This is a genomic window from Helicobacter pylori NQ4053 (genome assembly GCF_000274605.1).
GTDB lineage: Bacteria > Campylobacterota > Campylobacteria > Campylobacterales > Helicobacteraceae > Helicobacter > Helicobacter pylori_CV.
Window position 1 is genome coordinate 280,742 of sequence record NZ_AKNV01000004.1, and the last position, 19,176, is coordinate 299,917.

The following is a 19,176-nucleotide window of genomic DNA, read 5'->3' on the forward strand; positions in this document are numbered from 1 at the left end:
CATCAAAAAAAGGCGCATTTAGAGCATTTAGCGGCTTCTTTTAGAGAAGAGGAACTACCCAGTTAACCATTCCGAACCTGGAAGTCAAGCTCTTCATCGCTGATAATACTGCTCTTTTCAAGAGTGGGAATGTAGGTCGGTGCAGGGATAGGGAAATGTTTTTTTAATCTTGCTTTTTTATTTAATTTCATTATTGACTCATTGTTTTGTTTGTTTGGTGGTTTATTGGGGTTTGGTTGTTTTATTTTTGCATGCTCTAAACCGATGAAAGGTTGTTTGAAGTCTTTCATGCTCATAAAACTTACCAATTAACGTGCCTCTTCTCTGCCATGTCTTCAACAAATCTTTTTTCTGTCTAGGCTCTGTGGTTTTAGGTTTGACTTTTTGATGGTTGTTTTTGCATGCTTGATTTTATTGGTGGTGTTTGGTTTTTCTGTATCTTTGCCTTAAGATTCTAAAAACTATAAAATCAGCTTGCCACCCCAAAATTCAGGCACTCTTAAGCTAAGTCTAAGTCTACTATACTCAAAAGCTTATAAAATCATCAAAAAGAGTGCTGAAATGAATGTTTTATCAGATTGTGCTTTATTCTTGTGATTGGGTTTTTTGGCGCGAAAAATTATTTATAAGGAGATATTATGGCATTAGATTTAAGTAAATACACTATGAAAGAACGCTTTATTCCAGTATTTTTATTGTTAGATACGAGTGGTTCAATGAGTCATTCTTTGGGTAATGGCACACGCATTGGAGTGCTTAATCTTTGCATTCAAAAAATGATAGAAACTCTAAAGCAAGAAGCTAAAAAAGAGTTATTTAGCAAAATGGCTATTGTTACTTTTGGCGGAAATGGCGCGGTTTTGCACACGCCCTTTGATGATATAAAAAACATCAATTTTAAGCCTTTAAGCGCGAGTGGTGGCACCCCTTTAGATCAAGTGTTTAGATTGGCTAAGGATCTTATTGAAGATAAAGACACTTTCCCTACTAAATTCTATAAACCTTATAGCATTTTAGTTTCGGATGGTGAGCCAAATAATGATAAGTGGCGAGAGCCTTTGTTTAACTTCCACCATGATGGGAGAAGCGCTAAAAGTGTGTGTTGGAGCATTTTTATTGGCGATAGAGATGCCAACCCGCAAGTTAATAAGGATTTTGGCAAAGATGGCGTATTTTACGCAGATGATGTGGAAAAGTTAGTGAAGTTGTTTGAAATCATGACCCAAACCATTAGCAAGGGTTCTGCTTCAATTAAAAAGTTGAACTGGATTCCAGATGAATGATTTAAAATCTTTACGCCACAAAAACGCTTTGTTTATGGATTTAAACGATGAAGTTGATAGATATTTTAAACTCTTTAAAGAGAAAACATGAAGATCATTATAGATAATTCAGGATCTATGAATGAAAACGGGAAAAAAGAAGCTCTTCAATTATGGTTTTTAGCTTTTGAGCAATTGGCTAAAAATAAAAATATAGATATACAAAAGTGGGATTTAAAGGGTTTAAAAGGGGAGTTTGAAGACGCTTTGTTCTTGAGCGATGGGCATTTTACAGAAGAAATTCAAGTTAAATCCAGTGTGGCTTTTGGAGCGGATGCCAATATGATCAAACTTAAAGAAATCTCTTCTAAAGTGTTTGATAGCGCTGAAATTTTTCAAGTATTGCATTTCATGAAGAAAGTGGATGCGATTAAGCAATGAGAGATTTTAAAGCGTTTGGGGCTTCTATTAGGGGAACATACCATGTGCATGCTAGATTGCCTAATCAAGACGCTTTTTTAATCAGAAAAAATCAAAAGGGGTTATTGCTTGTTTTGTGCGATGGTTTAGGGAGTAAAAGAGATTCACAAATTGGGGCTAAAAAATTGTGCGAGAGCGTAGAAAAAGCCTTAAATGCTATTGATATACAAGGTTGCAATTTAGCGTTATTGAATAAAGTTATTTTTAGTATTTGGGAGTGTCTGCTCTATCCTTTTGAAGTTCGCAATGCGCTAAGCACTCTGCAACTGGTTTTTATCGGCAAAGAAAAGGCGTTTATAGGTAAAGTGGGTGATGGGTTGTTGGCTGTTTTAGGAAAAGAACATAGACTATTAAGAGAGGATAAGCAAGATTTAGCGCATTTCACAACACCTTTTGATCGCAATACGCTTTTAACCTGGGAAGTCTTAGAGAGTAAAAAGATTGATGCGTTATTCTTATGCACGGATGGATTAGATGAAAGCTTAATAGATGCAAGACGCTTGGATTTTGTTAAGGACATAATTAGTGAATTTAAACACAAAAAAAGGCATCAAAAAAGTGCTATGCGCTCTTAAAGAATCATAAATTTTATGATGATACGAGTTTGATCATAGCGTATAGAAAGGATAGTTTATGGAGTTAGAAGAAGAAATTATTGATAGTGAGGGGAATATCCATAAGACTATAGAAGTTTTAGGAAAGGGCGGACAGGGTATAGTGTATCGTTGTTTGGATAAGGATGTGGCTATTAAGGTAGTATTGAGGGATGGAGATTTTATTAAAGACAAAGAATCCCTCAAACAATATGAAAAAAGCGTTCTAAATTTATCTTTTAAGCCGATAGAGAGTCATTTCCCTATGTCAATTCCGCTAGTAACTTTGAGAGGAAAACAAGGCTATGTGATGAAAATGGCTGAGGGCTATGAACCACTAAAAACTTTTTTAAAGAAGCCCAGTATTTTAGAAAACGAAGAAAAAGATGGGATTTTTAGGATCAATGATGCCATTCAAGAACTTTGCAAAGATAACCATCATATGGCTTTAAGTTTAAGTTATTACTCACAAACACAAGGATTGAGATCACGATTAAAAATACTCACCCATTTAGCAAAACTTCTATTCAGATTGCAAAGTAAGGGTTTGGTGTATGGGGGACTTGAATTTAAACAATGTGTTTTAAAGACAATTCAGCGTTTTTGATTGATGCGGATAATGTGCGTTATGAGAGCGAAAAAGCCCTGTGTGTTATTTTTACGCCTAACTATGGGGCTTTAGAGATTAGCCAAACCTCTAAAAATAGCGATACAACCAATTACAACACCATGCTTAGCGATACCTTTTCTTTTGCCATCATAGCTTATGAACTTTTAAATATGGTTCATCCTTTTGACGGGAATAGTGCTGGTGATGCAGAAAATTTTATAGAATTGCCTTGGATTGAAGATAGAAAGGATGATAGCAATGGTTCTTGTGGCTTACTGCCTTTTTTCTTAACAAGGGATTTAAAAAATTTATTAGCGCAATGCTTTGAAGAAGGCAAAAAAGATCCTTTGAAACGCCCTACTATGCCCTTATTTATAGAGAGCTTAGAAAAAGCTAGCTTGCAAGTGTTAGAATGTGAAAATTGTTCAATGACTTATTATGATAGAGATTATAATAGAGAATGGGAGATTTTCCCTTATTGCGATGCTAAAAAACCTATCAGACTTGTAGCAACAAGTTATTACCAAAAGAGCGAAGTTTTTTATTTTGTCTCGAATTTCACAGACCCTATTTTTTTACCGACAATCTTATTTAAGGGGATTGAAGTGGTTGAAAGCGAATGGGAGTTTGCAGAGATTGCTAATAATATATTGATTTTTCATCATGACATACAACAAGAAAAGATTCTCATTAATAATAAAAGATTGGATCACTATAGGATAGAAATAGATTTAGAAAAAGAATTGACTATTTCATACAATGGTTTTTTAATTAAGGTTCAAAAATGCTGATTTTTATCAAAGAAGATAGCATCATCAAGGCTTATAATCTCAATACCGCAAAACTAGAGCCAAAAAATAGAGAAAAATTGGGATTATTAAAGATTGAAAAAAATAAAATATATTTTCATCTAGATGAAAAGCGTTATTTGAAATTAGGGATCATAGGCAAAACCAAAGAAAAAGAAATTAAAAACGCTTTTTGCAGTAACGCTTTTCTTGCAGCTCAAGTCCTAAATTTAAGCGAAAACCAAGAAAGACAAGTTTTAGAATTGAAGTGCCATTTCTTCAAACGCCCTATAAAAATTCTTCCTAAAGCGTTAAACATTAATTTCAAAGACACAATCGTAAAAAAGTTACTAAAAGATATGGGCAAAGATAAAAAAATAGAAGATTTTAAAGAAACTTGTATTTTAGAAATGGCTGGTTTTACTTATTTTGTGTGCGTATTGCCTTATGAAGATGAGGATAAAGAGAATAGTGAAGAGATTTTAAAAGAAGATTTCAGGCTGTTAAATACCAAGGGGGGATTAAGCGTTAAGCGCGCTTTGATAAATAATAGGCATTCTTATGAAGCGATAAAATTAAGACCCATTAAACAAGAGCTAGCGCCTGGTTTGTGTTTGTTTTTTCAAGGTTCATTAGAATTTAATGATAAAACTACAAAAACCATGCGAACGAGCCTTTTAGACCAGATCCAGCAAGATGAAAAATCTTATTTAAAAATTTGGGAAAAATATCTTATCATTAATGCTCAAAAAAGTTTTAATGAGGCAAAAGAAGTGGGGGTTTTAGAGATTGAAAGCGTGAGTAAAGCAGGAGGGAATTTAAGAATTCGTTTTAAGCCAGCTTTAGACAAGAATAAAATGGAAATCTTAATAAAGAAAGTGCAATTAAGAGAGGGGAGTGATTTAGGGGTTTTAGAGGAATTAGACCCACAAAATGAAGAAAATTTAATCAATCTTATTTCTAAACAAAAGAAACAACCTTCTAAAAACAACAGCCAATCAATAATGATTAAAGACATTAGTGGGGATGATTTTATTATAGATTACAATCCTTCCATAAAAGAGGGCGATGCTTTTCATTTAGATTATATGGGGGATCTAAATACGCTTAAAAAACAATATAGCGCATTAGATAAGACAAAGAAAGGTTTGAGCGCTAATCCTAATTTAGGATTAATCTTAAATATTAAAGAAGATAAAAATGACAATAATGGCACTACAGACACGATGGATGAAACCTTAAAAGAGATTTTATCAAGTTACGAAACAAGAGCTTTAGAATTAACTGAAAGGGTTAAAGAGAAGATTTTTAAAAATCCGCCCACAGAAAACCAAGAAAAAGCTATAAAAATTGCTCTAAATACCCCTGATATTGCTATTATCCAAGGGCCTCCTGGAACGGGCAAAACCACCGTGATCAATGCCATTTGTGAGAGATTGTTTGAAGAATACCCTAAGGATAAAAATATCAAGGGGCAAATTTTACTGTGCGCTCAAGGGCATGATGCGACTAACAATGTGCGTGAGCGCATCAAAGTAGGGGGATTGCCCACTTTTAAATTTGGTGCTAAAAAAAATGCTAAAGAAGAACAATACAAACAAGATGAAAGATTGAATGAGCGATTGAGAGAGCTTGCTGAAATACTCATAGAAAGCGTGAGAAAAAAACTGCAAAGTTTAGGGGATTATGAAAATATAAAAAAATTTTGGATTTAGAAGAAGCTCTCAGACGCTATCTCAGTTCGCCTATCAGCGAATTGGAATTTTTAAAAGAAATAGAAAAAATGCGATCTTTTTTGATTCTTCTATGCGTGAAAGGCTGAGCCAATTAAAAGCAAGGCAGCAAAAACAAGAAATGCCCGCCAACCTATCCGTTATCCATGCTTTACGCACCACACAAGAGGGGTTTGAAGATGATGGAGTTATGCGTAATTATGATCTTTTAGAAAGCCAGTTTAAAGAAAATCTTACCGAAGAAGATAGAGAGCTTTTAAAATCGCCTAATCCAAATTTAGAAAAGTTACAAGATCTTAAAATAAGATTGTTAGAAAAGAATGCCCCTAAAAGAGAATATGAAATTCCTAAACCCAACGAAGAAGTAATGTCCTTAGCTAATGACTTGCTAAAAATTCTTTCTTCTCAAAGCCCTAATGACAAACGCATCAGAGTTTTATTGGAATATCTAAGCGTTTTAGAAAGAACTCCATGGGATTTAGAGAGCTTGTTAAGGGATTATAATTTTGTCTTTTCTAGCACCACAGGGCAACACAATCAAGCATTAGAAAGAAAAGAAACCCCTTATTTTGATAGCGTGATTGTTGATGAAGCGGCCAAGGCTAACCCCTTAGAATTGTTTATGGTGATGGCATTAGCCAAAGAACGCATTATTTTAGTGGGCGATGACAGACAATTGCCGCATTATTTAGACGATGAGATAGGAAGATGAGAGTCAAGATGCGCAATATGAGAAAGAAACTCAAAGAAAGAGCTCAAAAGTTAAAAGAGCTAGATGGTAAGGAGCGCTTTATTACCCTAAACATGCAATACAGAATGCATCCCTTGTTGGGGCAATTAGTGAGCGATGTTTTTTACAAACCTTATAATGAAAGTTTTGAATCGCCTTTAGAAGAAAAGCCTTTCAAACACAATCTGAGAGTTTTGGATAACAAGCCTTTGGCATGGATAGATGTCAAAAATTCTAAAGAAAAAAGGAATGCTGATGGTTCTTACTATAGGGAGAGTGAAATTACAGCAATTAAAGGATGCTTAGACCTTTTTATGAAAGATGAGCCAGATTTCACTTTTGGGGTGATTACTTTTTTTAGCGAGCAAAAAAGGCTATTAGAACAAGCTTTAAAAGGATATGCTAATTTGGAGATAGGCACTGTGGATAGCTTTCAAGGTAAGGAATTTGATGTTGTGTTTTTATCAAGCGTAAGAACTCGCCATACTGAGGGTTTTGGGTTTTTAGAAGACTCTCCGCATCTGTGTGTGGCCTTGAGCCGCCAAAAAAGAGCACTCATTGTAGCAGGGGATAGAGAGAAATTTGACACACCAGAAGCAAAAGATAAGGTCTCAGGTTTGTTTGAGTTTTTACAATTATGTAAAAAAGAGGACAAAATTTTATGAAAATTATTAGCTTTGAAAATCATTCTGTTTGCGATAAACATCTATTGATTCCTTGCAGAATTTATTGCGTAGAATTAGAAATTGGGCACAATGATTTAGGGTTAAATGCAATAAAAAATGCGCTTTAAAACCAAAAGAATTAGGGGTAAAAGATGAAGAATTAAAAGGTTTTTTAGGGTTTGGGGGTGAGTTGGATCTGTTAGAGCCTATTTTAGAAAAGATTGAGACTAAAACGCTTGAAGAGTATAAAAAATTCATGCACATTTTTACTACAATCTAATCAATCAAGAATTTTTGCTTTTTGTGGATTTGGGGCGTGTCAGAGCTATAGATGGAAAAGAGTTAAAAAATAATATAGTGGAGTTTTTTGCAGACTCTAGTTTTAAGGCAGAGAGCCTATACTATCCAAAAGAAAATAACAAACCATTAAATGTAAATGACATAATAATCCGTAAAACGATAGAGACATCTATAAAATACCATAAGCAAGATACTTTACGCCATGCGAAAGTGGTGAGTTGGCGTGTTTTAGGAGGAGTTTATTATTTGCATGCCAAAGCCTTTGATGATAGTAAGGAAATAAGAGTGGAATGCAAGAATCACCCTATTGAGAAAATGGCAGAAAAATTAGAAAATACTGAATGGTTTAAAAAATGGAAGGAAAAACAATACACCCAAACCGGCGAATCTAAGCCATCAAAACGAATCAAAGTTTTTAAAAACTTTACGGCATTTGATGACAGATTGCATACAATTGAAAGTGATTTAAAAAATCTGGATACCCATCAAAAAAAGTTTGAAATTTGTGGGGCTCTGTATGACATTTATGAACAAATTTTTGATGAAACACCAAGCTTGAAAGGGCGCGATTTAGAAACATACAAAGCACAAGATTTGTCAAAGAAATTCATGCATTTAGGTTTTGAACAGATCTCAAAGGATTTAAACGACTCTAGATTGAACGCTTTATTGCGCTATGAGGAAAAAGTCATGCAAGCTTTGGCTAAAAAATACCCTAGTTTTTTACAAGATTTGCATGATATAAAAAAATACAGGAATAAAGATAAACACGGCGAGAAATCACAAGATGGGTATTCTTTAACGAGAGTGGAATTAGAAAGATACAGAGATGGAATTTATTTTCTAGTAGAAAATCTTTTAAAAAACCCCTTGATTAAAGAGAGAGAAAATGCTCAAGAAGAAAAACATGAAGAAAAACATTATAAGAAAAATGCAGAGATTGACGCCCGATCCCAGCTATCAAACTTAAACGCACCCAAACCCTTATTTGAATGTTTTGTGGGAGTTAATCTGGCCAAAGCCAAATATTATTCTAAAAAAGAAGAAAGAGAAAAAGAAAAGATGATTTTGAATTTTTGTAAGATATTTGAAATTATTCTTTTTGAAGCTATCCAAAAACAACCAAAGCTTAGTATTAAAACTAAAGACGAGCTTTTAGGGGATTATCCTAATCTTAAAAATTTAGATTCTTTAAGAGAAGTGAGGGAAGACTTTTTGAAAAGAGCGTTTAAGAATGATGAAGCGAGTTTGGGAGTGTATGTGTTAGTGTTGCTTGGCTGTAAGTATTTTGAGAGCGTGTTTGAAAAAGTTCAAGAATGGCTAGATTTTATCGCTAGGCTTATTGCTTTGAGAGGCCATATGCACAAGATAACTAAAGAACTTGAAAGTTTAAAAGAAGAGGATTTAAAAAAATTGGAAAAACAAGCACTAGAATATTTTAATAAAGTAGCAAATAAAATATATCCAAAGGAGAAACGATGAGCGGGAATGAAGAATTGGAGCTAAGAGCTAGAGAAACTGAGTTGGATAAAAGAGAAAAACAGCTTAGAAAAGACATTGATGCGTTCAATCAAGAAAAAAAAGTTTATCTAAAAGACCAAAAAGAATTTGAAGATTTTATAAAAGATAGAGAGGTATTTAAAAAAGAGCAGGTTAAAAAAGTTAAAGAGAGCTTACGGACCTATGAAAAAGAGCAAAAAGAATTGATCTTAGAAACAATAAGCAAGCAACTACAAGAGCGACAAGAATCTCTCAATAAAGATTATAAAAAGAAGCTAGAAAGTATCAAAGAGTGCTCCGATAGGCTAGAGAATGATCTTAAAACGCAATTTGACGCTCAATTAGAAAAGTGGGAGCAAAATTTTAAGGGCTATGAACAACAACTAACAGGCATCTTAGAAGAAAAAGCGTTGCTAGATTTGGATCAACAACGTCTTAATGCCCAAAAACAAGTGCTTGAAAAACTCATGAAACAAAGAGAAGAAGAGATCAAAGAGGAAAACCGAAACGAGATAGTGCGTTTAAAAAAAACAAAAGAGCGATTTGCATGCCCAACTAGATGAAATGACAGATGAAACGAGCGCTCTGAGACAAAAAAACAGAGAACTGAAAGAAAAAATAGATTGGCAAAAAGATTATGACAGGGAAAAATTAGAACAAGATAATAGGGTGTTAGAACAATGCAAAGAGGATTTATTAGCCGCTAATAAGGATCTAAGAAATAGAATCCAAGAATGGGAAAATGAAAAAAGCGAGCTTGATCCAAGAGATGAAAGAATAAAAGAGTTAGAAGAAGAAAAAAGGGAATTAGAGGGAATTCGAGCCCAAAAAGAGAACACAGAACAAAAATATAAGACTCTTTCAGTCCACAATAAGCAATTAGAAGCTGAGTTAAATATGCTTAACGAAAAATTAGAAAACCTGAAAAATATGTATGCTGGGGTAGAGGATTTTGAAAAACGCCAAAAAAATATCAAAGAACAAATTGTAAAAACCAACCCCAAAGTCTTAGGTGCACTTTCAAACGAAGTGGAAGAATTAGCGTTCTTAGAGCGCATAGAAAAGGGCATGCAAGAGTTCAATGTTTTCTGCCCCAAGCGTTTATTGTATATGTTCCACACCGCTTTAAAAAGCTCATCTCTATCGCCATTGAGCGTGCTAAGTGGGGGTGAGTGGGACAGGAAAATCTGAACTGCCTAAGCTCTATCGCGCATTTTGGGGGGTTAAATTTTTTAAGCATTGCTGTGCAGCCTACTTGGGATAGCCCAGAATCGTTGATGGGGTATTTTCATGCGATAGAAAACAAATTTGATGCGACAGAGTTTTTACGCTTTTTTATCCAGACCACTTTGAGCAATAATGAAGAACCATACGGCTTAAAAGAAGCGATGAATATTGTGTTGCTTGATGAAATGAATCTAGCCCACATTGAATTGTATTTTGCAGAATTTTTAAGCAAGCTAGAGATTAAACGCAGTAAAGAAACTAATATCAGCATTAAACTAGACACCGGCTTAACTTGGGAATTGCCCTTAGGCGATAATTTATTGTTTGTGGGCACGATGAATGAAGATGAAAGCACCAAAATGTTAAGCGATAAGGTGCTAGACAGGGCGTTTTGTTTGAACTTTGAGAGACTTAAAACATTGAAAAGCAAGCAACAAAAACCTCTTCCCAGTAATGATGGATATTTAAAAGCTGAAACTTTTAATCGTTGGATAAACAAAGAGGGCAATCTAAAAGGTAAGCTAGAAAGAAAATATAAAAAACTAACCGAAGAGATCAATGAACGCTTGAGTGCTTGTGGTAGAAGCATTGGGCATAGAGTGTGGCAGAGCATGAGCGCTTATATGCATAACCACCCTTTAGTTCTCCATGCTTTTTGATAAGGATAAGGCTTTGCAATTCGCTTATGAAGAATGCTTGGTTTTAAAGATCTTCCCCAAACTTAGAGGGGTTCAGACACGCAACAACCAACACTTAACAAAGATTCAAGATCTATTGAAAGACTTTAGCGTGTCTTGGGATTTCAAACAAGCTATGGAAAATGATTCTAATCAGTTTGTGTTTAACAGCGCTAACTATTTGAATAATGCCGAATATGAAAAACTTCTCAAAAAGTAGCTTGTAATGGATCTAGAAGAACTCTATGCGCCTAATCATATAGAGCGTTTGAAAGCGCGGAGTTTTTTAAGATCGATTGCTTTTTTTGATGATTTTAGCGCTTCTTTTGAATACAGAGATTTATTTAGCGTTTTGGAAAATGTCGCGCAATTTGATTATGAAAAAAAGCCGTATAAAGATGATTTGTATTTTTTGTGCAAATTTGTGGAGCCAGCCCTAAAGGCTATCTTTAGCAATCTAAATACCAATATCTGCAGAAAACATTTAAAAATGCCTTTAGAAAGGGCTAGGGAATTTGACGCTAAATGCGTATTGTATTTAGCCAAGCGACCAGGTCGTAGTTTGAAAGAAAAGTTGTGCGACAATAAAGTATTGAGCGTCAAGCGTTATGTGAATGCCAATACGCATGAAAACAGGTTTCTCAAGCGTTTCATTAAAGAACTTTTAAGAATAATTCATTGGCGCAAGATAGAATTCCAACAGGTTTTTGAAGAGTTAATTTTCAGCATAACAAGTTTTTTAAAGAGTAAAGTAGCCCAACAAATTGACGAAAAACAAGCCATCATGCCTAATAACTTGTTGCATTTTGATAAGCACTACAAACGCATTTTTAAAGCCCATGATTGGCTTTATGATGGTGTGGGGTCATTGATGAATTTGGATCAAATTTTCTATTTGGAGTGTTTATACCAAGTCCAATTTTATACTTCTATAAACATTGAACCCACGCTAATTAGAAATGAACAAGATTTATACGCGCTAATTAAAAATAGTTTTCCAGTGAAAGATTTATCGTTTGAAAAGATGCGTTTAAAAGCGAAAGAGTTTTTTGAAAATGAATTAAGACAGCCTATAAATTTAAATCAAGAAATCCCGCAATTGGAATTGTGTAAGGGAGTTTATAAAGAAATGTATATTGATATGTTTAGCCCTGAACCCTTCGCTTTGTTAGTGGGTAATGACAATGAAGAAAAGATTTTAAAGCTCCCCCTTTTAGCCAAAAAGCAGGAGGATAATATTTACACCAACGCTAATGGCGCTAAGGGTGAGATAAATAAAAAAGGTTATTTGGCCAACGCTCTCAAAGACTATGATGAGACTCTCGTAGAAGCTTTTATGAGAGATTTCAAGGAACGCTATAAGATAGAAAAATTATATTATTTATTAGATGATAATATTAAAAATTTTGAATTTGCTAAGATCAAGCATAAAATAAGCTTGTATTTTAAAGACGCAAAATTCTATCCTAAAAGCGTTGCTTTAGGATTTAGTTTTTTGTTTGAAAATAAATTAAAGAAAAATGAGCGTTTGCGTTATAACGGCGTGGATTTGGTCGTTAAAGAAAACCATAAAAGTAAGACCTTTAATCATTGTGGCTTGGTTTTGGAGAGGCAAAAAAGCGATGGTTCAAAAAAGGCCTTTATTCTACAAGATTCTTTTATCAAAAAAGCTTTAAAAAATTTTAAAAGAGCCTTAGGATTAGAAAAAGAAGGCTTTATTCTGTATAAAGAATGCTTGCCTAAGCTCTCTATGGAAGTGGTTAAAGACGGGCGGTTTAAAAATTTTGAGATCATTAAAGATAAAACCATTTTAGGAGATAAAGAAACCCTAGAGATTGAAACGTCTTTTATTATCCCTAAAGGGCGAGAAAGCCTTGCTTTGCCCTTGATCCTAAATGAAGAAAAAATCGCCTATCAAGGCAAAATCACCTCTAAAGATTTTCCCCTAGAAAATGACGAAGAATACAAACTCACGCTCACTTATGACATTGGCACCGAGTTTAACTATGTGTTAGAGTTTAAACCTGTCAATAATGATTTAAAGCCCATTGTCATGGAATGGCAGCGTATTGATAGGGTTGAACTCCCTACGCCCGATCCCATCAAAAAACCAAGTATTGATGAACTAAAAAGTGATTTTAATCCTAATAAGGGCAAAAGTTCTGATTTGTTTGAGTGGGTGCTAGAGCCATTAGAGACATTGAAAGATTTAAATAGTCCACCCAGATTTGTTTTAGAGAGAGGCATAGAATTCTTAGAGAAAAAACTAGAATGCGGTGGAATCTCAAAAATAGGGAAAGACAAAAACAATGAACTTTTTTACATAGTGGAAACAAATGGTAAAAAAGTTTTTTGTCATAGCCGTCAGTGCAAAGAGAGTGCGAACAAAGATGAGCTTTCACGAGGCGTGCGAGTGTGTTTGGAAGTGTTTTTAGATAAGAACGACCCTAGTAAATATCAAGGTAAAATTTATGGTTTGGAAAAAAATAAAGAAATTGTTTTATTAAATACAGCTAAAAATTATTATCAAAGAAAACCTCTAGATGAGAAAATTAAACACAGAATAGAAGTGCTCAAAAGAATCAAGTATCCTTGTTTAAAAATTTTTTCACATTACACGCTTGAGGAGTTAGAAACCCTAAATCCTGAATTTGCTACTCCCTTTAAAGAACATTTGAGGCGGTTAGAAGAGTATTATTTTGACCCACAAACAGATAAAGATTTTAAAAAAGAGATCCTGGATTTCTTTGGCCGTCTGAATGATAGCATTCCTGAAAAATTACAACAAGAATTTGTTAAATTACCTATGGATTTTTTACTAAGCAGATGTTTAGGCTCTCTTGAAAAAGACTTTCAAAAAACGATTTTTAAGAATCTTACTAACCCAAAGACTTTAATAATTGTGGCTAGGGCTAGTTGGATTAATGAGAAATTTTTAAAGAACTTGATGGCTCAAACCAGCTTGGAGCAGCAAAAAGGCTTTTTAAAATGCATAGAAGAATGTTTGAAAGATCTTAAATCATTCTATTTTAGTAGTGCATGCGAGTTATTGTTAGCGTTTTTATCTTATCGTAATCTTAAAAGAGGATTAGAATTAATCCATGAAAGTGAAAAAACCATGCGTTTATTGGACAGCATAGATAAAGCGATAAAGAAAGAGACTGGAATTAAAAGCTTTGTAAAATTAGAGCTAAAAAATCAAAGCTTTAACAATATCCCACCTTTGTTGTGGGCGTTACGCTTGTATTTAAGTGGGGATTTGGAAGGTGTTGGAATTGAAATTAAAGGGACAGAAGAGAATACAGAAGAGAATGAATAAATCAAACAAATTAGTCATTATCAATCGCGCCATTCCAGGTGGGGGCAAGACCTCTTTGACCAAACAGATTGAAGAGTTGGCAAAAAGCTTGGGGCGTTCTATCAGCGTTCATTCTACTGATGAATATTTCATCCAAATAGATGAAGAGGGTATCAGGCGTTATGTTTTTGATAAAAAGAAACTCAATGAATACCACCAAAACAATCAAGAAGCCTTCAAACAAGCTTTAGAAAATCGTATAGATATTGTAGTGTGCGATAACACCAATTTTGAATCGTGGCAAAGCAAACCATATACAGATATGGCTAGAGAATTTGGCTATAAAATTTTGTTGATTGATTTTAAGAATAGATGCCTTAGAAACCCCCAATGGATTATGGATGGGATATTGAGCAATGCATCAAGAAGCCACGAGGTATTGCAAAGCATTATGACTATGATTTTTATTTGGAGAGGATTCCAGTTGAGCCACAGGATTATGAGAAACAAAATAGAGAGTTGAGCCTAAAAGCCTTAGAATTTTTAAAATACAATTTTGATTTTGATGTGATTTTCCATTCTTTAGGGGAGTAATTAATGCCTATTTTTTAGGAATGCGTCAATTTAGCGCTCAAAAGCATGTTTTTATCACTTCTAGTTCCAAAAACGCTAAGGCATTAAAGAGGTTTTTTGAAGAACGAAAAGAAACTAATGAGAATTTTCAAATCAATACCGATCGTCTTCATTCTATAGAAGTGAATGTTTTTGAACCTAAAAATATTTATGAAAACATTTTGGAACACACAAACGAACATGGCCTAAAGGATAAGAGATTGTGTTTTAATTTGACCGGTGGGACTAAAATGATGTTTCTAGCAGGGCTAAAGGCATCAGAATATTTTCAAGCGCCTTATTTCTATATTGAAGAAAAAGCCCAACGGCTATTATTTTTTAAAAATCCAAGCGGTATTGAGCCTTTTGCTATTCCGGCTATCCCCATTAAAGATGTGGAAACTTTTTTCTCTTTGCATGTCCCAAATCGTATGATAAAACAAAATGGTATTATAGACGAAAAGAGTTTAGAAAAAATACAAGAGCGTAAAAATTTAAGCAACTTATTGTATGAACATCGTGCAAGAATTATTCCGCTCTATCAAAAGATCAATGAAAACTATGCCAAAGATAAAACGATAAATATTTGCGAAAATAATCTGAAAATGTTTTACAAAGACCATCAAGTTTGCGTGAATATAGATGGAAAGGAAATAAAGCTCAGATATTCAGAAGATGAAGATGATTTTAGAAAATACATTATTAGGGGGTTGGTTTGAAGAATATATTTATTGTGAATTACTGGAGTTGCTAGACAAACAGGTAATCTATGATCTACGCTTGAATATGATTTTGGGCGTTGAAAACACAAATGCCACTCAAGAAGATAAGCACCCTATTTATGCTGAGCTTGACATAGCTTTTAGCGATGGTAAAAATCTCTATGTTGCAGAATGCAAGAGTGGGGAGTTAAAAAATAAGGGGGTTTTAACCGCTCTATCTGCTAACACTCAAAATTTTGGTGGAGCCAATGCGAAATGCATTTTAATATCAATTGATGGTAATTTGGGAAAAGGTCTTCAAGAAAAAGTTAAAATTTTGAACATTGAGTTTATCTTTAAAGATTTTAAAAAAATATTGAGAATTATATTAATAACTCTAGGCGTTGATAAATTAGGGAGAGGGTGTTTAGTTGGTGTTAAACTAATATGCTATTGGATTTTAGAGTTTTTAAGAAACAATTAGTGCCAATGAAACCCAATAATCAAGTCAATTATAAGCTTACTCTCAACCTTAAAGAGTTGAAAGAAATTGCAAATCTCACTAAAGAGTTAAAGAGAATTTTAGAATCAGATTAATATTTTTAGATAGGATTAAATGAATCAAAATATTTTAGGAATAGGGTTTGTTTATCCTGCCCAAAAACTGGTATGGGAGCTGATCTCACCGATTCAAGCTATTCTCTTTTCTTGAGGTCATAGGGCGTTGGTTCCTTGGAGCGATCGTTATTAAAATAAGTTTGGGTTTTTGTGGTAAAATTCTTTCGTGCAAGATTTGTTTAGAGAACTTACCTCTATTGCCCGAATCTTTTGACTCTTTTTCTCATGTTTATAAAGGTAAGCGTCTGCAAAAGCGTTTAGTGCTTCGCTGTTTTCATCATTATTATTCCAATGGTTCGCTAATTTTTCATAGTCAATCGCTGTTTCTTGTTTCATTTTTCCCATGTTGTTTCCTTTTTTTCTTTTGTTTCACTGCCAAGTGCATGGCTCTTATGCCATGCGTTTCTCTTGTTCTTGTTTAGCTTTTAGATTTTTTTCTACTTTCTCAAGTTCATAATTGATGTTATACACCCACTCTTTAATGGTTTTATTTAAATAGTAGGTTAGCTCATCGTTTAAAACCTCTTTTATTTTATCGTTATATTTTTCCATTAAACGACATACGCTACCGCTTGATGTGGGTTACCCCTTTAAATTTCAAGTGTTACTGCAATCAATGCGCCTCACACCAATCACTTAGAAGAGTCTTGATTTTTAATAGCAATATCTAGCTTGTTGAAAGGGATTTCAATGTGGTTAGCGTCTAGGGCGTTTTTGATGCGTTCAATGAGTTCGCTGCGCACATTAAAAATCCCGTCTTCAATCTTTGCCCAAACCCTAATGGTAAAATTCAATGAACTTTGTCCAAAATCCGTGATCCCAATAAAAGTGGGCATGTTTTTATCAATTTTTTCCATTGAGTCAATAACATCTTTTATAGTCTTATGCACCAGTTCAATATCGCTCCCATACCCTACCCCACAAACCCATTCAATGCGCCGACACGCCGTATTATTGCTATTAATAATATTAGAATTGGCAACACTTCTATTGGGTAAAACCGCCAAACGCCCGTCATGCAAGCGTAAAGAAGTGTTAAAAAAATTAAGCGCTTCTACTTTGCCCTCTAGGCCAGAGATTTCAATGATGTCTCCTTTTTTGAAAGGGTGTAAAATAATAAGGATTATCCCTCCAGCAATGCTTGAAAGGTAATCTTTTAAAGCCAACGCCACCGCAATCCCCACCGTTCCTAAAACAGTGATAATAGAAGTGGTTTGGACGCCTAGCGTGCTGAGTGCAATGATTGTGGTGATGATAAGGATTAAGATAAAAGTAACCTGTGCGACAAAATTCGCTAAAATCTCATCCTTTTTGGATAAAAGCTTCATGGTTTTGTTCCGTAAGAAAAACGAAAAATAAAAACCTATACAAAAGACAATGACAGCCTTGATCAAGATTATCCCAAAATGCTTTGCCTGCGGAAAAAAATCCACTAACAGCGTTTTAATTTCATCCATAAATTTTTCCTTTTAAAAATCGCTTAAAAGCGATCAAACAACTTAATTTTGTATGAGATTATTTTAACATGTTAAGCATCTTTAGGGATAACTTGATTGGCTTTTAACACGCTGTCTAATGAAAAAAGGTTTTTTAGTGTTGAACCTAGAGGCCACTTTACGCACACCCCACGATACCCGTCCCAGCGAACAGATCGTAAAAAATCACACCCAAAAGGTTGCCCCACAACCGCATGGATATTTTCTTGAATAAAGGGAATGAGTTTGTATTTATAGCCGATGTAGTTCGTAGTTCATTGATACAACCATTAAAGGGTAGTTTTTGATCAGATCTAATTTGGATAGCTCGCATGATAGTCTTTTTCCTGTATTGTATTCAAACCCACACTCTTTCAAAAGGAATGAAGTGATCCCTCTTTTTGCTCCTTTGAATTGGCTCAAGCGTTCCTTTAAAAAGACTCTAAAACTCTAAAATCCAATAACATATTGGCTTAACACTGCATGTCTTTTAGTTTGAGATTCCTTTTTGGAGCTTAAGTCAGATTGACCTAGCGATCAATCACAATCATTGCTTTTGGTTGCCTTGATTGGAGAGTTGTTGCTCTTGATTGGAAGGTGTGCCCCCCATATAGCAACTTCTCCCATTTACCCCATAAGTAATACACAAGCACTACTAACGCAACAAAACCAATCGTGCTTATTAATTCTCCTGGGTGTTCATAGGCTATTTGGTATTCCATCGCCAATAGAGCGTAGTAGCATGGCACAGCAAGAAAAGAAGCTACAAAAAAAACATGAAATAATCTACAGATTGATTCAAAGAAAAAAGGCAATTTTTTGCTTTCTTCAATTTTCTGAAACCAATAATTTGTAAGACTAAAAAACGCTTGCAATAACAAAAAATACAGCCCTATACACACCCAAACAAGAGAAATGATAATCTTAGAAGTGATCTCTATATTAAAATGAGCAAGAAGTTTGATTATGGAGTAAATGGGTGAATAATGCATAAGGGTGGGGAGTAGCTGCAAACTATCAGGATAGCAAGCGGAGAAAGAAAACGATTCATAACAACCGCTCAAATAATTCAAAAAGGGAACACCATAGAGATAATAAAACCCTACCATATACAACCATAAAGATCCTATGAGCGATCCTACAGCAATTGTTGTTAGTAATGTATCCCTTATAAAAATAGCGATAAGGGCAATCATTGCGACAACTATCACAATGAAAACAATGATGCTTATTAGAGTAGAGGTAGTGTCGTCTTAATTTGCAAGCCGACCAACTTTAACACCCACTGATGGGTGTTTTTCAAACCATTTGAATACATTTAACGCACCATCTGAGAAATTGGCAGTGATTGGCATGGAAAAAGAGCCAAAGTCAAGAGAAGGAATGGCTGTTGCGTTTAGGGTTTTATTCGCGCCAAAAAACCCAATCAAAAAAATAAAGCACAATCTGATAAAACATTCATTTCAGCACCCTTTTTGATGATTTTATAAGCTTTTGAGTATAGTAGACTTAGACTTAGACTTAGACTTAGACTTAGACTTAGCTTAAGAATGCCTGAATTTTGGGGTGGCAAGCTGATTTTATAGTTTTTAGAATCTTAAGGCAAAGATACAGAAAAACCAAACACCACCAATAAAATCAAGTTAGAGCATGCAAAAATAAAACAATAAAACCCCAAATCAAAACAACTAAAAATAAAAGAAATGAAAAAAGCAACAGAAAAATAAAGCACTAAAATATAGTCAATAATGAAATTAAATAAAAAGCAAGATTAAAAAACATTTCCCTATCCCTGCACCGACCTACATTCCCACTCTTGAAAAGAGCAGTATTATCAGCGATGAAGAGCTTGACTTCCAGGTTCGGAATGGTTAACTGGGTAGTTCCTCTTCTCTAAAGGCACAAGG

The 19,176-nt window shown here is 34.4% G+C and carries 20 protein-coding genes, 2 rRNA genes and 3 pseudogenes; 19 read left to right on the forward strand and 6 right to left on the reverse strand.

All coding sequences use genetic code 11. The annotated features are described in order from the left end of the window. Nucleotides 1–29: 29 nt before the first annotated feature. From rrf (AYS37_RS04455) to AYS37_RS08650, 18 genes and pseudogenes are all read left to right on the forward strand, one after another. A 5S ribosomal RNA gene (gene rrf / locus AYS37_RS04455) occupies nucleotides 30–148 on the forward strand. A gap of 490 nt (nucleotides 149–638) precedes the next feature. Then, nucleotides 639–1,283 (forward strand): vWA domain-containing protein, encoded by a 645-nt coding sequence (locus AYS37_RS04460; RefSeq protein WP_001162411.1) that lies wholly within the window; start codon nucleotides 639–641, stop codon nucleotides 1,281–1,283. A gap of 87 nt (nucleotides 1,284–1,370) precedes the next feature. Next, nucleotides 1,371–1,703, forward strand: a complete 333-nt coding sequence (locus AYS37_RS08635; RefSeq protein WP_000691341.1) for a hypothetical protein — start codon at nucleotides 1,371–1,373, stop codon at nucleotides 1,701–1,703. Next, nucleotides 1,700–2,317, forward strand: coding sequence for a protein phosphatase 2C domain-containing protein (locus tag AYS37_RS04470; RefSeq protein ID WP_001874625.1), 618 nt, complete (start codon nucleotides 1,700–1,702; stop codon nucleotides 2,315–2,317). The genes AYS37_RS08635 and AYS37_RS04470 overlap by 4 nt, the downstream gene beginning before the upstream one ends. A gap of 58 nt (nucleotides 2,318–2,375) precedes the next feature. Further along, nucleotides 2,376–3,736 (forward strand): annotated as a pseudogene (locus tag AYS37_RS09045) (protein kinase). Further along, nucleotides 3,730–5,448, forward strand: a complete 1,719-nt coding sequence (locus tag AYS37_RS08495) for an AAA domain-containing protein (RefSeq protein WP_001874628.1) — start codon at nucleotides 3,730–3,732, stop codon at nucleotides 5,446–5,448. Before AYS37_RS09045 ends, AYS37_RS08495 begins: the two are co-directional and overlap by 7 nt. 139 nt (nucleotides 5,449–5,587) lie before the next feature. Continuing rightward, complete coding sequence (locus AYS37_RS08795; protein WP_341536702.1) at nucleotides 5,588–6,178, forward strand: AAA domain-containing protein; 591 nt, start codon at nucleotides 5,588–5,590, stop codon at nucleotides 6,176–6,178. A gap of 17 nt (nucleotides 6,179–6,195) precedes the next feature. Continuing rightward, a complete protein-coding gene (locus AYS37_RS08800) occupies nucleotides 6,196–6,861 on the forward strand; it encodes an ATP-binding protein (protein ID WP_001874631.1) in 666 nt (221 codons plus the stop codon). 357 nt (nucleotides 6,862–7,218) lie between these two features. Continuing rightward, complete coding sequence (locus AYS37_RS04500; protein WP_029699480.1) at nucleotides 7,219–8,643, forward strand: hypothetical protein; 1,425 nt, start codon at nucleotides 7,219–7,221, stop codon at nucleotides 8,641–8,643. Further along, complete coding sequence (locus tag AYS37_RS04505; RefSeq protein WP_000016327.1) at nucleotides 8,640–9,224, forward strand: hypothetical protein; 585 nt, start codon at nucleotides 8,640–8,642, stop codon at nucleotides 9,222–9,224. Before AYS37_RS04500 ends, AYS37_RS04505 begins: the two co-directional genes overlap by 4 nt. After that, nucleotides 9,205–9,852, forward strand: coding sequence for a hypothetical protein (locus tag AYS37_RS08805; RefSeq protein WP_001874635.1), 648 nt, complete (start codon nucleotides 9,205–9,207; stop codon nucleotides 9,850–9,852). The genes AYS37_RS04505 and AYS37_RS08805 overlap by 20 nt, the downstream gene beginning before the upstream one ends. Next, nucleotides 9,834–10,547 carry a hypothetical protein gene (locus tag AYS37_RS08810; protein ID WP_001874636.1) on the forward strand — a complete coding sequence of 238 codons (714 nt, stop codon included), beginning with the start codon at nucleotides 9,834–9,836 and terminating at the stop codon, nucleotides 10,545–10,547. The genes AYS37_RS08805 and AYS37_RS08810 overlap by 19 nt, the downstream gene beginning before the upstream one ends. Nucleotides 10,548–10,560: 13 nt before the next feature. After that, nucleotides 10,561–10,785 (forward strand): restriction endonuclease, encoded by a 225-nt coding sequence (locus AYS37_RS08815; protein WP_241209036.1) that lies wholly within the window; start codon nucleotides 10,561–10,563, stop codon nucleotides 10,783–10,785. Between the two features lie 6 nt (nucleotides 10,786–10,791). Then, on the forward strand, nucleotides 10,792–13,884 hold the full coding sequence (locus AYS37_RS04515) for a DUF2357 domain-containing protein (protein ID WP_000362589.1): 3,093 nt from the start codon (nucleotides 10,792–10,794) through the stop codon (nucleotides 13,882–13,884). Beyond that, nucleotides 13,877–14,386 carry an AAA family ATPase gene (locus AYS37_RS08640; protein WP_001874638.1) on the forward strand — a complete coding sequence of 170 codons (510 nt, stop codon included), beginning with the start codon at nucleotides 13,877–13,879 and terminating at the stop codon, nucleotides 14,384–14,386. The genes AYS37_RS04515 and AYS37_RS08640 overlap by 8 nt, the downstream gene beginning before the upstream one ends. Before the next feature lie 91 nt (nucleotides 14,387–14,477). Then, on the forward strand, nucleotides 14,478–15,194 hold the full coding sequence (locus AYS37_RS08820) for a PDDEXK family nuclease (protein WP_001874639.1): 717 nt from the start codon (nucleotides 14,478–14,480) through the stop codon (nucleotides 15,192–15,194). Further along, entirely contained in the window at nucleotides 15,157–15,660 is a 504-nt protein-coding gene (locus tag AYS37_RS08825) for a Card1-like endonuclease domain-containing protein (RefSeq protein ID WP_241209037.1), read from the forward strand. Before AYS37_RS08820 ends, AYS37_RS08825 begins: the two co-directional genes overlap by 38 nt. Next, nucleotides 15,645–15,773, forward strand: a pseudogene (locus tag AYS37_RS08650) (type II restriction endonuclease); the annotation flags it as partial. The gene AYS37_RS08825 and the pseudogene AYS37_RS08650, both read left to right, overlap by 16 nt. Before the next feature lie 150 nt (nucleotides 15,774–15,923). Here AYS37_RS08650 and AYS37_RS08655 read toward each other — a convergent pair. The 4 genes and pseudogenes from AYS37_RS08655 to AYS37_RS08505 form a co-directional block, all read right to left on the reverse strand. Then, on the reverse strand, nucleotides 15,924–16,139 hold the full coding sequence (locus AYS37_RS08655) for a hypothetical protein (protein ID WP_000517563.1): 216 nt from the start codon (nucleotides 16,137–16,139) through the stop codon (nucleotides 15,924–15,926). A gap of 45 nt (nucleotides 16,140–16,184) precedes the next feature. Continuing rightward, on the reverse strand, nucleotides 16,185–16,346 hold the full coding sequence (locus AYS37_RS08660; RefSeq protein WP_000417511.1) for a hypothetical protein: 162 nt from the start codon (nucleotides 16,344–16,346) through the stop codon (nucleotides 16,185–16,187). An 80-nt stretch (nucleotides 16,347–16,426) separates the two neighbouring features. Further along, nucleotides 16,427–17,251 (reverse strand): small-conductance mechanosensitive channel MscS, encoded by an 825-nt coding sequence (gene mscS, locus AYS37_RS04540; protein ID WP_000343463.1) that lies wholly within the window; start codon nucleotides 17,249–17,251, stop codon nucleotides 16,427–16,429. A gap of 160 nt (nucleotides 17,252–17,411) precedes the next feature. Further along, nucleotides 17,412–17,532 (reverse strand): annotated as a pseudogene (locus tag AYS37_RS08505) (DNA adenine methylase); the annotation flags it as partial. A 41-nt stretch (nucleotides 17,533–17,573) separates the two neighbouring features. Here AYS37_RS08505 and AYS37_RS08510 point away from each other — a divergent pair. Continuing rightward, complete coding sequence (locus tag AYS37_RS08510; RefSeq protein WP_001874643.1) at nucleotides 17,574–17,723, forward strand: hypothetical protein; 150 nt, start codon at nucleotides 17,574–17,576, stop codon at nucleotides 17,721–17,723. A gap of 76 nt (nucleotides 17,724–17,799) precedes the next feature. Here AYS37_RS08510 and AYS37_RS08830 read toward each other — a convergent pair whose 3' ends face one another. Both AYS37_RS08830 and rrf (AYS37_RS04555) read right to left on the reverse strand, forming a co-directional pair. Then, a complete protein-coding gene (locus AYS37_RS08830) occupies nucleotides 17,800–18,480 on the reverse strand; it encodes a hypothetical protein (RefSeq protein ID WP_001874644.1) in 681 nt (226 codons plus the stop codon). A 578-nt stretch (nucleotides 18,481–19,058) separates the two neighbouring features. Continuing rightward, nucleotides 19,059–19,176, reverse strand: a 5S ribosomal RNA gene (rrf, locus tag AYS37_RS04555).